At 72.1% G+C, this 18,554-nt stretch carries 14 protein-coding genes; 8 read left to right on the forward strand and 6 right to left on the reverse strand.

Features of this window, described 5'->3' with window-relative positions:
• Positions 1-29 precede the first annotated feature (29 nt).
• The gene (locus tag BLQ34_RS15190; protein ID WP_157693082.1) at positions 30-1,487 is read right to left on the reverse strand and encodes an aromatic amino acid ammonia-lyase; all 1,458 of its coding nucleotides are present in this window, start codon (positions 1,485-1,487) and stop codon (positions 30-32) included.
• Between the two features lie 57 nt (positions 1,488-1,544).
• Between BLQ34_RS15190 and BLQ34_RS15195 the strand changes: the two genes are divergently transcribed.
• The 6 genes from BLQ34_RS15195 to BLQ34_RS15220 all read left to right on the forward strand — a co-directional run bounded on the left by BLQ34_RS15195 (position 1,545) and on the right by BLQ34_RS15220 (position 8,611).
• Positions 1,545-2,663, forward strand: coding sequence for an ABC transporter ATP-binding protein (locus tag BLQ34_RS15195; protein WP_091787331.1), 1,119 nt, complete (start codon positions 1,545-1,547; stop codon positions 2,661-2,663).
• Positions 2,660-3,307, forward strand: a complete 648-nt coding sequence (locus BLQ34_RS15200) for an ABC transporter permease (RefSeq protein ID WP_091787334.1) — start codon at positions 2,660-2,662, stop codon at positions 3,305-3,307. The genes BLQ34_RS15195 and BLQ34_RS15200 overlap by 4 nt, the downstream gene beginning before the upstream one ends.
• Complete coding sequence (locus BLQ34_RS15205; protein ID WP_091790063.1) at positions 3,304-4,095, forward strand: ABC transporter permease; 792 nt, start codon at positions 3,304-3,306, stop codon at positions 4,093-4,095. Before BLQ34_RS15200 ends, BLQ34_RS15205 begins: the two co-directional genes overlap by 4 nt.
• A 48-nt stretch (positions 4,096-4,143) precedes the next feature.
• Positions 4,144-5,073: an ABC transporter substrate-binding protein gene (locus BLQ34_RS15210; protein ID WP_231961265.1), complete on the forward strand. Its 930-nt coding sequence runs from the start codon at positions 4,144-4,146 to the stop codon at positions 5,071-5,073.
• A gap of 272 nt (positions 5,074-5,345) precedes the next feature.
• A complete protein-coding gene (locus tag BLQ34_RS15215) occupies positions 5,346-7,787 on the forward strand; it encodes a helix-turn-helix domain-containing protein (RefSeq protein ID WP_157693083.1) in 2,442 nt (813 codons plus the stop codon).
• 62 nt (positions 7,788-7,849) lie between these two features.
• A complete protein-coding gene (locus BLQ34_RS15220) occupies positions 7,850-8,611 on the forward strand; it encodes a lysophospholipid acyltransferase family protein (protein ID WP_091787342.1) in 762 nt (253 codons plus the stop codon).
• Between the two features lie 131 nt (positions 8,612-8,742).
• Here the strand turns inward: BLQ34_RS15220 and BLQ34_RS15225 are convergent, their stop codons facing one another.
• Positions 8,743-11,079 carry a (Fe-S)-binding protein gene (locus BLQ34_RS15225; RefSeq protein ID WP_091787345.1) on the reverse strand — a complete coding sequence of 779 codons (2,337 nt, stop codon included), beginning with the start codon at positions 11,077-11,079 and terminating at the stop codon, positions 8,743-8,745.
• 250 nt (positions 11,080-11,329) lie between these two features.
• Here BLQ34_RS15225 and cysK point away from each other — a divergent pair, with 250 nt between their 5' ends.
• Complete coding sequence (gene cysK, locus BLQ34_RS15230; RefSeq protein WP_091787348.1) at positions 11,330-12,256, forward strand: cysteine synthase A; 927 nt, start codon at positions 11,330-11,332, stop codon at positions 12,254-12,256.
• A 50-nt stretch (positions 12,257-12,306) separates the two neighbouring features.
• On the forward strand, positions 12,307-12,906 hold the full coding sequence (cysE, locus tag BLQ34_RS15235; protein WP_091787352.1) for a serine O-acetyltransferase: 600 nt from the start codon (positions 12,307-12,309) through the stop codon (positions 12,904-12,906).
• Here the strand turns inward: cysE and BLQ34_RS15240 are convergent.
• From BLQ34_RS15240 to BLQ34_RS19040, 4 genes are all read right to left on the reverse strand, one after another.
• Entirely contained in the window at positions 12,867-15,284 is a 2,418-nt protein-coding gene (locus BLQ34_RS15240) for a CHAT domain-containing protein (RefSeq protein ID WP_091787355.1), read from the reverse strand. The two genes, cysE and BLQ34_RS15240, sit on opposite strands and share 40 nt — an antisense overlap.
• 153 nt (positions 15,285-15,437) lie before the next feature.
• Complete coding sequence (locus BLQ34_RS15245) at positions 15,438-15,947, reverse strand: hypothetical protein (RefSeq protein ID WP_157693084.1); 510 nt, start codon at positions 15,945-15,947, stop codon at positions 15,438-15,440.
• Positions 15,944-16,537 carry an RNA polymerase sigma factor gene (locus BLQ34_RS15250; RefSeq protein ID WP_091790065.1) on the reverse strand — a complete coding sequence of 198 codons (594 nt, stop codon included), beginning with the start codon at positions 16,535-16,537 and terminating at the stop codon, positions 15,944-15,946. Before BLQ34_RS15250 ends, BLQ34_RS15245 begins: the two co-directional genes overlap by 4 nt.
• Entirely contained in the window at positions 16,537-18,180 is a 1,644-nt protein-coding gene (locus tag BLQ34_RS19040) for a S8 family peptidase (protein ID WP_091787361.1), read from the reverse strand. Before BLQ34_RS19040 ends, BLQ34_RS15250 begins: the two co-directional genes overlap by 1 nt.
• Positions 18,181-18,554: the final 374 nt, after the last annotated feature.

Raw genomic sequence — 18,554 nt, forward strand, 5'->3', positions numbered from 1 at the left:
GGCTCACCCCCTCCCGGCGCGCTGGTGCCCTAGCGCTCCTGCGGTGTCGACACGGCATACCGCTCGACGATGCGCTCGGCGATCATCAGCTCGGGTGACAGGTCGCGGTCCTCGATGCCGGCGGGCAGCGCCGCGCACCGCGCGAACGCCTCACCCAGCTCCCCGACCGGGACGACCCCGCGCATCCGCAGCGCCCGCACGGTGCACACCAGCTCGACCGCGAGCATCCGGCGGTAGGCAGCGGTCGCCTCGCCGAGCCGCACGGCGGCCTGCCCAGCGAACGACGCGTCGTCCTCGATCCCCGCCGACACCCCGGCGGTCTGCACGCTCGACGGGGTCGACGCGACTCCGCGGATCGTCGAAAGTGCCGACGCCGCAACGTATTCCGCGATCAGAACTCCTGACGATCCGTTCGTCGCGTCCGACAGGAAGAGCGGCAGGCCCAGGTCCGAGTCGGTGAGGGTGTGGCTGATCCGCGACTGCACCGCCTGCGCCGACCGCGTCAGCGCCAGCAGCGTCGTGTCCACCGCCAACACCAGGTATGCCGCGTGGAAGCCACCGTGGTGCGTGACCTCGGGGGCGTCCGCGGTGCCCGTGAAGAGCGGGTTCTCCGACGCCGTGTTGGCGGCCGTCTCGACGACCCGCTTGAGGTCGAGCACGGTGTCGAGCACGGGGCCGTGCACCTGGGGCCAGGTGCGCAGCCCGAAGAAGTCCTGGAGGTGGGCTGGCTGGCCCGGCTGGTCGTCGAGCAGCTCGCGCAGGACCCGAATGACCTCTTGCGCTCCCCGGAACGGTGTCGCAGCCGCCGCGGTGTCGCTCACTGCCTCGGGATTGCCCTGCAGGGCAACGAAGCTCAGTGCGCAGACCGTGTCGGCGGCGCGGGCGAGCTCGTGCAGCGAGGCGGCATGCAGCCCGGTCTCGGCGATCGCGAACGCGTTCGACGACATGAGCGGGAGGGCGTCGGCCGAGGTGAGCTGCACGTCGGCGCGCTTCGTCCCGCCGATGCGTTCGCGCTCCCCGATCAGCGCGAGGCCGACCTCGGCGAGGGCGGTGAGGTCGCCGGTGCCGAGCGACCCGTAGCGGTGCACGACGGGGAGGTCCGACTCGGGCGCGCCCACGAGGTCGGCCAGGGCGCTGGCGAGTGCGGGCGTGGCCCCCGAGCCACCGGCGAGGATCTGGTTGGCCCGCACCGCGAGCGCGGCCCGCACGACGGGGGCCGGCATCACCTCGCCCCACCCGGCGGCGTGCGAGCGCAGCAGCCGGAGCCCGTGGTCGACCTTGGAGTCGGTGCTCTCGTCGCGGGCCGCGCCGACGCCGGTGGTGCGGCCGTAGACCGGGCGCATCGTGCTGACCTCGGCGGCGTTGCGGTGCGACGCTGCGGCCCGCCCCAGGGCGTCGTCGGCGATCGTGACCGTCGCGCCGCGGGCAGCCCGCCCCAGCGCGTCGAGGTCGAGGCTGTGCCCGTCGAGGTGGACCTGGTGCGTCACGCCGCCAGTATCGCCCGTCAGTGTCGCTTGTCGGTGTGCTGGGTTAGGTTGATGCGCATGATCGCCTTCGACGGTGTCACGAAGAAGTACCCCGACGGCACCGTGGCTGTCGACGACCTCAGCCTCGAGGCGCCCAGCGGCAAGATCACCGTGCTCGTCGGTCCCTCGGGCTGTGGCAAGACCACGTCGTTGCGCATGATCAACCGGATGATCCAGCCGACCTCGGGCACCATCTCGCTCGACGGCAAGGACACCGGGCGGATGAAGGAGTCCGAGCTGCGACGCGGCATCGGCTACGTCATCCAGCACGCCGGTCTCTTCCCGCACCGCACCGTCATCGACAACGTCTCGACCGTGCCCCGGTTGCTGGGCATGGACAAGACCGAGACCCGCAAGCGCTCCATGGAGCTGCTCGAGCGGGTCGGTCTCGACCCCGCGTTCGCCCAGCGCTACCCGGCCCAGCTGTCGGGCGGTCAGCAGCAGCGCGTCGGGGTGGCCCGGGCGCTCGCCGCCGACCCCCCGGTGATGCTGATGGACGAGCCGTTCAGCGCGGTCGACCCGGTGGTGCGCGAGCAGCTCCAGGACGAGTTCCTTCGGCTGCAGGGTGAGCTCGGCAAGACGATCATCTTCGTCACCCACGACATCGACGAGGCGATCAAGCTCGGCGACCAGGTGGCCGTGCTCAAGGTCGGCGGCCACCTGGCCCAGATCGCCGAGCCCGCCTACCTGCTGTCCCACCCGGTCGACGACTTCGTGGCCGACTTCGTGGGGCGCGACCGCGGCTACCGCGCTCTGTCGTTCCAGCCGACCCCGCGGCTGCCGCTCGCCGCCGAGCGCACCGTCGCGATGGGCGAGCGGGTCGAGGGCGTCACCGCCGACTGGGTGCTCGTGGTCGACGACCGCAACCACCCTCTCGGCTGGGTCGAGCCGGCCCGGATCCAGGGCGAGGTCACCAGCGAGCGACTGCACCGCGGCGGCACGGTCGCGCGGGCCAGCGGTCCCCTGCGGGCCGCGCTCGACGCCGCGCTCTCCAGCCCCAGCCGCCGCGGCGTGATCGTCGACGACGACGGGGCGCTGGTCGGCACGGTCAAGGCGCACGAGGTGCTCACCGCCATCGAGGAGGCCAGCCGGCCAGAGCTGGAGAACCCCGACAACCCGGGAGCGCCGGCGGCATGACCTGGTTCCTCGACCACGTCTCGGAGGTCCTGAAGCTGGCGTGGACGCACGCGTGGCTCGCGGGGATCCCGCTGCTGGTCGGGCTCCTCCTGGCGCTGCCCCTCGGCTGGCTGGCGCGCCGCTACTCCTGGCTCTACGCGCCCTTCACCGCCGGCTTCGGGCTGCTCTACACGATCCCCAGCCTCGCGCTCTTCGTGATGCTCCCGCTCTTCACCGGCTACGGCATCCTCGACCCCAAGAACGTCATCATCGCGCTGTCCCTCTACACCCTGGCGCTGCTGGTGCGCACCGTCGCCGACGGCCTCGGTGCGGTCCCAGACCATGTCCAGAACGCCGCGACCGCGATGGGCTACACCCGCGGCAAGCGGTTCTTCGCGATCGAGCTGCCGCTGGCCGTGCCGGTCATCGCGGCCGGGCTGCGGGTCGCCGCCGTGAGCAACGTCAGCATCGTCAGCGTGGGCACCATCATCGGCGTGCAGCAGCTGGGCCTGCTCTTCAGCGACGGCTTCAACCGCGACTTCTACGACCCGCTCATCGTCGGCATCATCGGCTGCGTCGTGCTCGCGCTGCTCTTCGACGTCATCATCATCGGGCTGACCCGGCTTTTCACGCCGTGGCTGCGGGCGACGGGGGGCCGGGCGTGAACGGCGTCATCGACTGGCTCGCCGACCCGATCAACTGGTCGGGCCCTGACGGCATCCCGGGCCAGACCCTCACCCACCTCTGGTACTCCGCGATCTCGTTGTTCTTCGCCTGCCTGATCGCGATCCCGCTGGGCCTGGCGATCGGCCACACCGGCCGCGGCCGGTTCTTCGTGGTCAACCTGGCCGGCGCCGCGCGGGCGATCCCGAGCCTCGGCCTGCTCTACCTCATGGTGCTCTGGCTGTTCCCCAAGCTGGCCGGCGACTCGGCCTTCCTGGTGCCGAGCCTGATCGTCCTGGTCGTCCTGGCGATCCCGCCGATCATGGCGGGCGCCTACGCCGGGGTCGAGGGCGTCGACCCGGCCGCCCGCGACGCCGCCAAGGGGATGGGCATGACCGGCACCCAGGTGCTCGGCAAGGTCGAGGTCCCCAACGCCCTGCCGCTGATCTTCTCCGGCTTCCGTTCGGCCACCCTGCAGGTGATCGCCACGGCGACGCTCGCTGCGGTGGCCGGCACCGGTGGGCTCGGTCGCTTCCTGATCGACGGCCAGAAGATCCGCGACTACCCCCAGATGGCCAGTGGGGCACTACTGGTCGCGGTGCTCGCCCTCGTCGTCGACCTGCTGCTCGCGCTGGTGCAGCGCTACGTCGTGTCGCCGGGCCTGACCGGCCGCGGGGCCGGAGCCAGCAGGAGATCGCGGCGGCAGTCATCGAACCGTAACCAAGGTAATACCCCCCTTGATGTAGACATTCCGTCGTCGCAACGTACGGTGGATGCCCAGACCCCCTGAACATCGTCGAGGTCGCCCGACCTCATGACCAACCCCAGGAGTGGGACCGTGAAACTCACCAAGATCACCCTCACCATCGCGACGGCGGCAGCCCTGATGGCCACCGCTGCGTGTGGCGACTCGGGTGGCGACCCGCTCGCCACCACCTCCAGCTCGAGCTCTGGTGGTGGCTCGTCGAGCTCCATCAAGGTGGGCTCGGCCGACTTCCCCGAGAGCGCCCTGCTCGCCGAGATCTACGCCGGTGCCCTCGAGGCCAAGGGCGTCAAGGTCGAGAAGAAGCTCAACATCGGCGCCCGTGAGGCCTACATCCCGGCGCTCCAGGACGGGTCGATCGACCTGATCCCCGAATACACCGGCGTGCTGCGCGACTACTTCAAGAAGGGGCAGACGGGCACCGACTCCGAGGCCGTCTACACCGAGCTCAAGTCCTCCGTGCCCGACACCCTCACGGTGCTCGACAAGTCAGCGGCCGAGGACAAGGACGCGCTCGTCATGAAGAAGTCGCGCGCCGACGAGCTCGGCGTGAAGTCGATCGCCGACCTGGCCGGCAAGGCCGACAAGCTCACCGTCGGTGGCCCGCCCGAGTGGAAGACCCGTGACACCGGCATCCCCGGGTTCAAGAAGATCTACGGCCTGGAGTTCAAGGCGTTCCGCCCGCTCGACGCCGGTGGCCCGCTGACGCTGGCCGCGCTCAAGAACGGCCAGATCGACGCCGGCGACCTGTTCACCACCGACCCGAGCATCGCTGCGAACGACCTGGTCGCGCTCGAGGACCCGAAGAACATGTATGCCGCGCAGAACGTCGTGCCGCTGATCACCAAGAGCAAGAGCAACCCGACCATCGAGGGCGCTCTCAACGCGGTGTCGGCCAAGCTCGACACGGCGACCCTGTCCGACCTGCTCAAGCAGGTCGTCGTCGACAAGAAGGACGCCGACACGGTGGCCAAGGACTTCTTGACCAAGGCCGGTCTGGCCTGACCCGACGGTCCGGCCCGGCCTCCCGGCCTGACTGACCCAGCCCGACACGAGGAAGGCCGGGTGCGGTGTCCCCCCGGACCCGCACCCGGCCTTTCGGCATGACCCCCCGGTCTGCCCAATCCCTGATCCGAGATCTCGGGAGGCGCCCCTCCGCGCCTCACGCCACCTCGGATCCGGTGATTTCCGTTGCCACCAGAGTGGCCGAGGTGAGGGTGGGCGGGCATCGGTGAAACCACCGATATTCCTGCTGACCTACCGGATAGCCTGTCGGGGTGCTGACTCCGTGCGTGGGTCGTGACGACGTCCTCGACCGCCTCCGGCTCCTGCTCAGCAGCAACCGGTGGGTGACGCTGACCGGCGCCCCGGGGTGTGGCAAGACCCTCGTCGCCCGGCACACGGCCGGGGCCGAGCAAGGGGTCGTCTGGGTGGCCGGTCACCAGCACGGGAACGTCGAGTCGCTGGTGCAGGCCTGCCTCGGCTCCCTCGACGCCGAGGTCGCCCCCGGTGACTCGCCGACGATGGCCCTCAAGCGTGCCCTGGACGGGCGCAACACCCTCGTCGTCCTGGACGGTGTCGACGCCATCGACGGCCTGGGCGAGCTCCTCAACGACCTGCTCGACGACGCCTCCGACTGGCGACTGCTCTGCACCGCGACGACCGTCTCGGGTCGCCCGCACGAGCAGGTGCTGCGGCTGCCGCCGCTGCACGTGCCGTCCTCGCGCGAACCGTTGGAGGGGCCGGCCATCGAGCTGCTGCTCGCCCGGGTCGCAGCGGCGGGTGGCCACCCGATCGACCTCGAGCAGCACGACGCCACCTTGCGCGGGTTGCTCCGCGCCAGCGGTGGCCTGCCGTCGCTGATCGAGCAGCTGGCTGTCCAGATCGCGCTGGTGGGCGTCAGCGACGTGTCGCCGGCCGACAGCCTGGCCGACGCGGTGCGCGCCTCCTACGACCTGCTCGACCCCGCCCAGCAGGAGTGCTTCCGCCGGCTGGCCGTGATCGGTCGCCCGGTCGGGCTCGACGTCCTCGCCGACGTCTGTGGCGTCAGCCGACCGCAGGCGGTGCAGCTCGCGGCTGCGCTCGCCCGGCGCAGCCTCGTCGAGGTGCAGCCCGACGGCCGGTTCGACCTGCTGCCCCCGATGCGGGAGGCCGGCCGCCTGCTGTCCCGCGACACCGACGACGCGGCGAAGGCGTTCGCCGGTCTGCTCGCCTGGGCCGACCGGATGGTGCCGAAGGCCGTCAACGCGGGGTCGGCCGACGAGCCGTTCCTGGCCCAGCTGGCCCTCGTCGACTCCGCCGTGCGGCACGCCTGCGCCGACGACTCCACCCGCCCCCAGGGCTATGCGATCGCCAACCGCGCCTTCCCCTCGCTGTCCGCGGCGATGCGGGCCCGCGAGGCGCTCGAGCTGATGGACGCCGCCCTCGCCAGTGGTGACGGACCGCCGATCATCGGCTCCCAGCTCGCCCGCCGGGCCGGGATCTGCGCATCCGAGGTGCGTGGCACCTACGAGGGCCTGCGGCTCCTGGACCGCGCCGACCAGCACGCTTCGGCGCTCGGCAGCGAGACCCCCGACCGTGACCTCGAGCTGGCCCGCACCGCGGCGATCCGCGCCGAGATGCACCTTGACGCGGGTGACCTCGCCTCGGCCCGGCGCGACGCCGAGCGCACGCTGGCCCTCGGTCAGGGCGACCCCTACGTCATCCGCCAGGTGCGTCGCACCCTGATGGACGTGTGCGTCTCCGCCGGTGACTTCGACGAGGCGGAGCAGCTCGCCACCCTCATCGTCGACGCCCCGCCCGCCGACGAGCTCTGGATCGCGCTCTCGGCCCGCACCCTGCAGGCCAAGATGGCCTGGGAGCGGGGCCAGCTCGTCGAGGCCGCCTCGCTCGCGATGTTCGCGCGGACGCAGGCCGAGGAGATCCGGGAGGACCGGATCACCCTGCTCGCCGACACCGTGCACCGCATGGTGGCCGGTGGACCGGGGCTGCCGGTCGACGCCGAGACGCTCCCGTGGGCCGTGCGGCTGGTCGTCCTGCTCCAGGACGCCCGCGAGCTGCTCGCCGGCGGCGACACCACCCGGGCGGCGGGTCTGGCGGCCGACATCGTCGTCCTCGCCGACAGCAGCAAGCTGGGCCGCGACGCCGTCGAGGCCAGGTTGCTCGTGGCCGACGCGCTGATGGCCCTCGGGGAGCCGCTCCAGGCGCGGCCGTCCTACCTGTCGGTGTTGCGCCGCTGCGTCGAGGTGCCCCTGCCCCTGCGCGCCGCGGACGCCCTCGACGGCCTGGCGGCGATCGCCGGGGAACCGGGCACGGCGGCATACCGGGCGATCGCGGGGGCGGCGGCGGCACTGCGCGTCGGGCGCCGCGCCGTCGGTCGCGAGCGCCCGGGGGTGCCGTATGCCGCGGGGTCGCCGCGCGACTGCCCGGCCGGCTGGGTGGAGGCAGGGCAGCTGACCGCCGCCGGGGTCGCCGGGGTGACCAGCCTGTTCGGTGCTGGTCAGGAGCCGAACGACGCCGCCGCCACACCGTTGCGGGCGCTGACGCGGGCCGAGCGGGCCGTGGCCGAGCTGGTCGCCGAGGGGCTGACCAGCCGGCAGATCGCGGAGCAGCTGTTCGTGTCGCCGCGCACCGTCGACGCCCACCTGTCCCACATCTTCCGCAAGCTCGAGATCGCCTCGCGCGCCAAGCTCGCCGCCCTGATGGTCGAGATCGCCTGAGCGCCCGTCCGGCCCGGCGGGGTCATCCCAACCGGCCCGTGCCTCGGCCACGAACCACCCGCGTGCCCGACCTCACCTACCGCGTCGTCATCCGGCTGTGCCGGGTGCTGTTCCGTGCCCTGGGACTGCGGATCCGGGTGACCGGCGTCGAGCACCTGCCTGCTGCCGGGCCGGTGGTCGTCGCCGCGAACCACAGCAGCTTCCTCGACTTCATGTTCGTGGGACTGGCTGCGGTGCGGCGCGGACGGCTGGTGCGGTTCATGGCCAAGCAGTCGGTCTTCAGGTCGCGGGTGTCCGGACCACTGATGCGCGCGATGGCGCACCTGCCGGTCGACCGCGCGCACGGTGAGCTCGCCGCCCGGCAGGCGCTGTGGGCGCTGCGGTCCGGAGAGGTGGTCGGGGTCTATCCGGAGGCCACCATCGGGCGGGCATTCGTGGTGAAGGACGTCGAGGACTTCCGCCGTGGGGCGGCCCATCTCGCGCTCGCGACCGGGGCGCCGCTGGTGCCGGTCGCACACTGGGGCATCCACCGGATCTTCACCGTCGACGGGCGGTGGTCGCTGCGTCGTGGCAGGGCAGTGGAGGTGCTGGTCGGTGCACCCCTGGTGCCCCTTCCGGGAGAGTCGCCGGAGGCGTTGACCGTCCGGCTCCACGAACGGCTCGCAGCGATGGTCGACGACCTCGTGGGCCGCTACCCGCAGCCGCCGGCCGACCCGGCGCGCGCCTGGTGGTGGCCGGCCGACCGCGGAGGGGCGGCACCGACCCGCGCGGAGGCCGGGGTGCTCGACGAAGCGGCCGTGCGTCGCGTCGACGCGCCCCGCTGACCCAGCCCCGCGCCATACCCCCGCACGGTGCACGAACCTTTGCTAGCAAAGGTTGCGGTGTCGTGGACAGGTTGCAACCTGTCCCTCAACCAGTTTCCTGTGCTAGCAAAGGAAACTGCCGGCGGGCGGGGTCAGGCGACCGGGGCGGGCTGGGGCTCGCTGTCAGCGGTGGGCTCGGGCTGGGGGTCCTCGCGACGCTTGACCGCGGCGAGCAGCATCTGGGCCACGTCGACGACCTCGACGTCCTCGGCCTTGCCCTCGGACTGGGCGGCGGTGAGGCCGTCGGACATCATCACCCGGCAGAACGGGCAGCCGATCGCGATCCGCTCCGCGCCGGTGCCGATGGCCTCCTCGGTGCGGTTGGTGTTGATCCGCGTGCCGAGCTTCTCCTCCATCCACATGCGGGCCCCACCGGCGCCGCAGCAGAACGACTTCTCCTTGGTGCGCTCCATCTCCCTGAGCTCGACGCCGGGCAGCGCACCGATCAGCTCGCGCGGCGGGGCGTAGACGCCGTTGTGCCGGCCGAGGTAGCAGGGGTCGTGGTACGTCACCGTCTCGGCAGTGGAGGCGACGTCCTTGGTCGAGGACTTCGGCGACCCTCCACGCACGTCGGCCGGGCGGGCCACCGGCACGAGCTTCTTCTCGCGGACCAGCCGGTTGAGCAGCTGGGTGTGGTGGACCACCTCGTACTTGCCCCCCAGCTGCGGGTACTCGTTCTTGATGGTGTTGAAGCAGTGTGCACAGGTGACGACGATCTTGGTGGCCCCCACCTCGTTGAGCGTCTCGACGTTCTGCTGGGCGAGCATCTGGAAGAGGAACTCGTTGCCGGCCCGCCGCGCGGAGTCACCGGTGCAGGACTCGCCGTCGCCGAGGATCGCGAACGACACCCCGGCCTGGTCGAGCAGCTCCGCCACCGCGCGGGTGGTCTTCTTGGCCCGGTCCTCGTAGGCGCCGGCGCAGCCCACCCAGAACAGGTAGTCGACGTCGTCGGCCGACTCGACGTCCTGGCCGAGGATCTTCACCGGGAACGGCAGGTCCTTGGCCCAGTCGAGCCGGGCGCGGGCGGCCATGCCCCAGGGGTTGCCCTTGTTCTCGAGGTTCTTGAACAGCCCGCCGAGCTCGTTCGGGAAGGCCGACTCGATGAGGTTCTGGTAGCGGCGCATGTCGACGATCGCGTCGACGTGCTCGATGTCGACGGGGCACTGCTCAACGCAGGCGCCGCAGGTGGTGCAGGACCACAGCACGTCCTGGTCGATCACGGCGTCCGGCCCGTGCGGGTTGTAGGCCGCCAGCGGGTTGGTGATGTCGTAGCCGGTGTCGCCGATCAGCGGCACCTCGGCCAGCGCGGCCGCGCTCTCGCCCAGACCGGGGCGGTCGCCCTCGGCGGCCAGCAGCCAGGGGGCCTTGGCGTGCGCGTGGTCGCGCAGCGCCATCACGAGCAGCTTGGGGGAGAGCGGCTTGTCGGTGTTCCAGGCCGGGCACTGCGACTGGCATCGGCCGCACTCGGTGCAGGTGGTGAAGTCGAGCAGGCCCTTCCAGGTGAAGTCCTCGACCTTGCCGACGCCCAGGGCGGCGTCCTCGTCGAGCTCCTCGATGTTCTCGAAGTCGATCGGCTCACCCTTGACCATGAGCGGCTGGAGCTCGCCGAGCGAGGTGCGCCCGTCGGCGTGCCGCTTGAGGAAGATGTTGAAGAAGGCGAGGAACCGGTGCCAGGCGACACCCATGGTGGGCTGCAGCGAGATCGTGATCATCCAGGCGAACGAGATCAGGATCTTCACGGCGGCGACGACCACGATGGTCTGCTCGAGGGTGTCGACCGAGGCGCCGTCGAAGAGGCCGCCGAGCCAGCCGGTCAGCGGGTAGTGCAGGGCGTCCGCATGACCCACCGCCGTGGTTCCGGTCGTGCCGCCGAGCTTGTCGAGCGCGTACTCCAGCGCCCGCAGCGTGATGATGCAGATCGTGACCCCGAGGATGGTCAGCTCGACGTAGTAGGCCTGCCAGAAGGTCGAGCCGAAGAACCGCGAGCGCCGACCACCCTCGCCGGCGGCTGAGCGCGGGTGGTTCTTCTGGCGGATCGCCATCAGCGCGATGATGCCGACCAGACCGGTCCAGGCGAAGAACTCGGTGACCCACTCGTAGGGCGGGAAGTGCCCGATGAGGGGGAGCGTGAAGTCCGCCTTGACCAGCTGCCCGAACGCGTTGAGCAGGGTGAAGAACAGCACCCCGAAGCTGATCATCGTGAACCAGTGCGCCACGGCGACGACCGGGAGCCGGGACATCCGCGTGTGACCCAGGAACTCCCGCAGCAGGGTCACCGTGCGGGTCCCCTTGTCACCCGTACGGGTGACGTCGGGCTGGCCGAGCCGGAACACGGCGAGGAACTGCCGGATGACCCGTGCGAACAGCGCGACGGCCACCAGGGTGACGACCCCGCAGACGACGAGCGCGACGATCTGGAGCGCAGACATGGCCGCCACTCTACTGGCCGGTAAGCGACTGCTTACCCCTGTGTGAGCAGTGTCAAAGTCGCGTCGCATGACGCTGCCGCAGTCAGCGGTATGTCGGGTGGCCCCGCCCGCGCGCCCGCCCACCGAGAGCGCGTTGCCAACGTGCATAACGATCTGTTGGAATATACATAACGTCGGGTTCGCTGAACCGGACGACAGCCATGTCCGCGCGCACGGCCCGCGCGCGGCACCTCGACGCAAGGAAGCCCGCATGCCCATCCATGACGACGTCACCAAGCTCATCGGCAACACCCCGCTGGTGCGGATCAACCGGCTGATCGACAGTGAGGCCACCGTCGCCGCGAAGCTCGAGTTCTACAACCCGGCCTCGTCGGTCAAGGACCGCATCGGCGTCTCGATCATCGACGCCGCCGAGGCGTCGGGCGCGCTGAAGCCCGGAGGCACCATCGTCGAGGCGACCTCGGGCAACACCGGTATCGCGCTCGCCATGGTCGGCGCGGCTCGTGGTTACAAAGTCGTCCTGACCATGCCGGAGACCATGTCGAAGGAGCGCCGGGCCCTGCTGCGCGCGTATGGCGCCGAGCTGGTGCTCACCGAGGGCGCCCTCGGCATGAAGGGCTGTGTCGCGAAGTCCGAGGAGATCGCCGCCGAGCGCGGGGGCATCCTGGCCCGGCAGTTCGCCAACGAGGCCAACCCCGAGATCCACCGCAAGACCACCGCCGAGGAGATCTGGAAGGACACCGACGGCCAGGTCGACATCCTCGTGGCCGGCATCGGCACGGGTGGCACCATCACCGGCGTCGGCCAGGTGCTCAAGTCCCGCAAGCCCGAGGTGCAGGTGATCGCGGTCGAGCCCGAGGAGTCGGCGATCCTCAACGGCGGCGAGCCCGGCCCGCACAAGATCCAGGGCATCGGCGCCAACTTCGTGCCCGAGATCCTCGACCGCGAGGTCTACGACGAGGTCATCGACGTCAACGCCGAGACCTCGGTCGAGTGGGCCCGTCGTGCTGCCAAGGAGGAGGGCCTGCTGGTCGGCCTCTCGTCCGGCGCCGCGCTCGCCGCGGCCGACCAGGTCGCGCGCCGGCCCGAGAACGCCGGCAAGACCATCGTGGTCATCATCCCGTCGTTCGGCGAGCGCTACCTGTCGACCATCCTCTTCTCCGACCTGCTCGACTGAGCCCGACTGGACCTCCCCTCGCTCCAACCCTTCTCCTGCAACGGAACCCGATGACCCTCGCTCTCTATGCACGGCGCGCGCGCAGTCGCATCGTCGACGACCTCGACGCCGCGATCGCGCGGGACCCCGCCGCCACCTCGCGGGTCGACGTGGCGCTCAACGCCGCCGGGCTGCACGCCATCTGGGCCTACCGGTTCGCCCACCGGCTGTGGGTGCGAGGCGGGTGGACCAAGCCGGTCGCGCGCGTCGTCATGACGCTGGTGCGCTCCGTCACGGGCGTCGAGATCCACCCGGGTGCCGTGATCGGGCGCCGCTTCTTCATCGACCACGGCATGGGCGTCGTGATCGGCGAGACGGCCGAAGTGGGTGACGACGTGATGCTCTATCACGGCGTCACCCTCGGCGGCCGGTCGATGCAGCGGGTCAAGCGGCACCCCACCGTCGGGTCACGCGTGACCATCGGTGCCGGTGCGCGGGTACTGGGTCCGGTGCACATCGGCGACGACGTGCAGATCGGTGCGAACTCGGTGGTGGTCAAGGACGTGCCGACCGGCGCGATCGCGACGGGCATCCCGGCGACGATCCGGTTCCCGCAGGGCACCGAGGACCCCTACGAGGCGATGTTCAGGGACCCCGCTCTCTGGATCTGAGCCTCGGGCCGCCAGTCGGTGCCGTAGAGGCAGAAGGCTCCTGCGCGCGGGTGCTCCGCGAGAGTGGCCGCGAGCGCCTCGGACGCCGACCGGCCGCCGGCCAGCTCGCGGTGGTAGGCGACCATCGCCTCGGCCGCCACGACGTCGGACACCGGGGCGACCGGGGCGACGACACTGCGCACCCCGAGACCCAGCAGGGCGGCGGTCAAACCCAGCGGCTCGTCACCGGGCCGTGGGTCGAGGCGGCCCACGTCGCAGGCCGAGAGCACAACGTGCGGCGCGGTCGCCGGCCGGGGCAGCTCGTGCGCGAAGACCGGGCCGTCCGCCATGTGCAGCGAGGAGAACCACGGGCTCTGCGGCTCGTGGGTGCCGTGGGCCGCGACGTGCACCACGCCCGCGCTGCCCAGTGCGTCGCGGACCGACTGGGCGGTGGCCGACCGGTGGTCGCTCGCCGCGGCGCCGGCCGCCTCCCACACGCGGACGACGGCAGCGGACTCGGCAGCCGCCCGCGCCAGCCGGGGCCCGGTCAGGGCGGTCACCGACAGCGGGCGCTGCAGGACCGGGCCTGCGGTCAGCAGCGGCGTCGACCAGCGGGTCACCGACGGTGCCACCGTCACCGGCCGCCCGGCCAGGCCGGGCAGCATGCCCCACGGCACCGCCATCAGGGTGCGACCGGGCACGACGACGACCGGGCCGTGGGCGAGCTGCAGCCCGGTCAGCAGCCGCTCGTCGAGGGCGGCCACGGACTCGGCGACCGCGCGGCCGACCGCCGCCTCCATGGCCGGGTTGGTCGCGGCGAACGCGTGGGCCCGCAGGTCACGGATCAACCGGTCGGCCAGCCCGGCGACCTCGACGGCCGACCCCACGTGGTGCAGCCGGCTGCCCCGAGGGGTCACCACGACGACGAACTCCTCACCGCCCTGGGCGACCCACACCAGGGCCTGCTCGCCGCGTGCGCGCAGCAGCTCGCGGGTGGTGCCGTGGCCCACCGGCGCCACCGCCTCACCGACGTCGTCCTGCTCGGCCCGCGACCAGTCCAGTCGGCTGACCTCCCACTCGAGCTCGGCCGCGCGGGCCCGCGCCGCCGTGCCGTCGTCCCCCGGTGACGCCGACTCGCGCCGGGCCAGCCGCAGCTCCGCGACCAGCTCGGCGGAGCGCTCGTCCTCGGGTGCGGACAGCAGGGGGAGCCGGTGCGACACCGCGCGCCACCGCTCGACGGCCTCGAACACCCGCGTCGCCGACCCGCTGGCCAGGGCGTCGTCGACGTCGAAGTCGGCCAGCCGTCGGCCGTGCAACGCGAGGGCGGAGCGGATCTCCAGGCTCTGGCTCGGGGCCTGCCGCTGGGTGAGTCGGTGCATGGCGGTGCGCACGACCCGGCGTGCCTTGGGCCGGTCTCCCTCTGCCGCAGCGACTTTCGCGATCAGCAGGCGGTCGTGCATGTCGGCCGCGAAGCCTTGCCGCGCCCGTCCACGCAGGCGCTGCACGGCATACCCGGCGTCCGTGACCGAGCCGCGCGCGAGCAGGGACTCCACGTGCACGCGCACGGCGAGCCGTTCGTCCGGGGTCACCGGCCGTTCGACGCGCAGCCACGGCGCGAGCGTGCGGTCCAGGCCGCGCGGCACGACGCCCTCGGCGAGCGAGACCGAGGCGCGCAGGAGTGCCGCGCTGCGGCGGCGCTCGCCGGCGCCGCGCGCGCGGAAGGCGGCCACCGCCGCATCGAGGTGCTCGCGAGCCGTCGGGAGGTCGTCGCGCAGCAGGGCGGTCGTGGCCAGGTCGAGCCGCAGGTCGGCCTCCTCCAGGCGGTGCCCGTCGCGGCGCGCCGCTGCCAGGGCCCGGCCGAGGGTCTCGCGGGCCTGGTCGAGCAGGCCGACCTCGAGCAGCACCAGGGCCAGGTCGTGCTGCGCCCGGACCCGACCGACGTCGACCGTCATCTCGTCGGCCTCGCGCATCAGCCGGATCGCCTCGGGCAGGTGGCCGGCGTAGTACTCGAGGCACCCGAGGTTGTGCCGGACCTTGAACTCCTGCTCGACCAGACCGTGCTCGACGCTCACCTCCAGTGCGGCGCGCAGGTCGGCGCGCGCGGCCCCCAGCTCGAGCAGCGACAGGTGCGCCAGGCCGCCGTTGATCCGAGCCGCGACGTCCTCGCCCGGCGTCAGGAGCGCGTGCCCGTCGCCCACCTTCTCGAGCGCGGCCAGCGCCGAGTGCCAGTCCTGGCAGGAGACGTGGACGACCGCCTCCTGGATCCAGCTCAGCGCACGGAGCCGCTCCGAGTCGCTCTGCGCGCGCGAGTCGGCCAGCATCGCCAGCGCCTGGTCGAGCCCGTGCAGCGCGAGCGTCGGCCACGCCAGCGTGATGAGGAGGCGGGCCCGGGTCGGCACCCGTTCGGCTTCGTCGAGCCGGTCGGACAGCGCGAGGGCGCGCCGCAGCGCGCGCTCGGCGTCGCGGAACCGGCCGATCTCGTTGAGGTTCCGCGCTCGGGCCAGGAGCTCGGCGACCTGGTGGTCAGCAACCTCGATGTCGTCCCTCGGTTCTCAGATCTCGATGGCTGGGGTGATGACGGGTCGGCTCTCCGGGTCGTCGAGCCGGCGCATCACGAGGTGCACCAGCCCGCGCTGCACCGACGTGAAGGTGAACCGGCCGGCGTCGTCCGTGGTGGTCTCCTGGGTGCGGGACCGCTCACGGAGCTCGATGTGCGTCGGGCCGGTGGTGACCCATCCGCTCAGCCGGGCGGTGCCGCCGTCCCCTCCGGCGACCAGCTCGATGGTGATCATCGCGCTGAGCTGCTCGCTCGAGAAGGTGATCGTGCCGGCCCGGTCGTAGTCGGTCGAGCGCACCCCGGCCAGCTCGGCCGTGGTCGTCGTGATCTCGGCGATCTCGGCCTCCAGGGCCGCGACCGACATCGCGAACTTGGCCCGCTCGGCCAGGCCGCTCGGCACCGGGTCGCTGGCCTGCAGGATGGACCGCAGGGTCGACAGGGTGCGCAGGTCCTGGTCGTCGATGAGTTCTGCTGCGAGGGCCTCCCACTCCTGTTCCGGCGTCATGACGTCGCCCACCCGGGGTCGCCGAGCAGGGCTGTTCGGAGCTTGGCCAGGCACCGGCCGCGGGTGGGCCCGATGCTGCCGACCGGCATGCCGAGGGCTTCGGCCACCTGCGCGTAGTCGGGACGCTCGGCCAGCGCGATCACCCGGAGCAGCTGCTGGCAGCGCTCGGGCAGGTCCTTGAAGTGGCGCCACAGCGCGCCCTGCTCCTGGCTGCGGACGACGGCCTCGGCGGGCTCGTCGCCGGCGACCGGCACGTCGGCGAGCGCGTCGCCGATGTCCTCGCGCACGTCCTCACGCCGCGACTTCCTCGACACCGCCCAGGCCTCGCGGCGGGTGGTGGTGAGCAGCCACTTGAGGACACCGCGCGGGTCGGTGATCGACGATGCGTGCTGCACGAGCGCGAGCCAGGTGGTCTGCACGACGTCCTCGGCCTGGGCCGAGCTGAGGCCCTGGCCGCGCGCGGTGTGCCAGAGCAGTGCCGTCGTGCTGTCGACCAGCTCCGACATGCCCTCGGGGCGGCCGTCGCGGTAGTCGCTGAACGCGTTGGCGGCGAGCTCGGCCAGGCTGCGGGTGCCTCCCTCGGCGTGCATCACCGGTGGCCCCCCTCGATCGCGTGGCGCAGCTCGAGGCGCGCGTCCTTGGCGTGCTTGCGTCGCTCCAGCAGGTCGGCGAGCGCCCTGCCGTGACCCTCGACCCGGGTCTTGGGCTCGGCGTCCTCGGCGAGCTCGCAGCGCAACAGTGCGGCCGCCACCTCACCGGCGTAGGCCGGCGCCGCGAACGACGTGCCGCTCCACAGCCCGAAGCCGCTGGAGTAGTCGTCGGGGTCGCAGGTGGCCCGAGCCGGGTCCTGCCCGGCGCGCTGGGCGAGCACCGGCTGCAGGCTGCCGTCGAAGGTGGTCGGCATCGTGCTGACGACCGCCGTGCCACACCGGTATGCCGTGACCCACGATCCGGTGTTGGAGTAGACCGAGACGCTGTCGTCGCCGGGGTTGTGCGACCCGACGCTGGCGATCCCGATGTCGAACCCGCTCGCGACCGCGAAGGCAGCGGGGTAGAACTCCTGGTTGGTGCCGCCGTTGCCGGCCGCTGCGACGACCGCGACGCCGGTGCTGGCCAGGCCGCGCAGGATGCCGGCGAAGGCAGGCTCGTCGTCGAAGGCCCCCGGGGTCTCGTGGTAGTAGCCGAGCGACAGGGACAGCACGTCGATGGCTGGTCCCTTGCCGCGCTTGGCGTGGGTGAGCAGCTGGCGGACGAAGAGGAGGCCGAGTGTCTCGACCAGGAACGCCTCGTCGGTGACGCCGTCGCCGTGCATGACCGGCACGATCATCAGGGTGGCGTCGGGGCAGTGCTGACGGACGATGCCCGCGATGAAGGTGCCGTGGCCCGCCAGCGGGTCGAGCACGCCGTTGACCCGGTCGAGGGTGCACCCGGTCAGCTCGGGGTCGTCGGCCGGCGTGAACCGCAGGCCGATCGGCAGGCCCTCCACCTCCACGTCCCGGATGACCCGGTCGGTGAACCACGGGTGCTGGCCCAGGCCGGTGTCGAGCAGCGCCACGACCGGCCCGGTCTTGCGCGTCGGTGCCGGTGCGGGCGCGCCCCAGACCACCGGGCACCGGGCGGACGGGCCGCCGCCCGGGAGCTGCACGTCGTCGTCGCCGACGCCGGAGCCGTAGCCGACGCCCGAGCCGTAGCCCACCCCGGAGCCGTACCCGACGCCGGAGCCGTACCCGACCCCGGAGCCGTAGCCGACGCCGGAGCCGTAGCCCGTGGCCGTCACGATGTGGCTGAGGCTGACGGACTTCGCGGACTTCGGGTCCTCGGCGCGCAGCGTCTGCAGGATCAGCCAGGCATCCGGGGCCTCGACCGGGCGCTCGGGCAACGGCCGGAACTCCACGGTCGTGGAGACCGCCGGGTCGACCCGGTCACCCAGCTCGTTCTGCTCCACCAGGGCCTCGAACCGCTCGTCGCGGCGGGCCTCCACGGAGTAGCCGAGTCGCTCGGCGATCGCAGACAGCGCACTGATCGGTCCCTGCGCCGAGCGGGTGGCGAGGCCGCGCACGACCAGGCGGTTGCCGGCATACAGGGTCGGCTCCAGGGCGTCGTCGCCGTCGAGGCGCACCGCCTTCGCGGGGTCGAGCACGCGGACGTCGAGCCGACGCGCCGCGGAGCGCGGGATGGCGACCGAGGGCGTGGGCCCGGGGCCGGACTGCGGCGGGGGAGCCGATGCTGCCATGGGATTCTCCTGTGGTGGTGCCGACCACGCAGTTCGGTGTTCAGCGTAGTGAGGGATCGCTTCATCGGACAGGAGAAGCCCACGGGTCGGGTGATACCGGACACCGACCGAAATCTCGCGGGAGGGCTGGCGCGTCGGAGCCCAGGACAGGTGCCGGAAAAAACTTCTGGCGGCGATGTATCAGGCACCCCGGGCCCCGCTCTTGTCCACTGTCAGGCCTGGTCGGGGGACGAGGTGGACACAACGAAAGGAAACCCGATGTCGTGCACGATCTGTCGCAGGGGGCGACGGATCCAGCACGTGGAGGGCCGCCGGGCACAGGGGTGCCGGCGGATCGGACGGCAGGTCGTGGGGGCGTGCTGCCGTCCCGCCCT

The sequence above is a fragment of the Pedococcus dokdonensis genome (assembly GCF_900104525.1).
Taxonomy (GTDB): domain Bacteria; phylum Actinomycetota; class Actinomycetes; order Actinomycetales; family Dermatophilaceae; genus Pedococcus; species Pedococcus dokdonensis.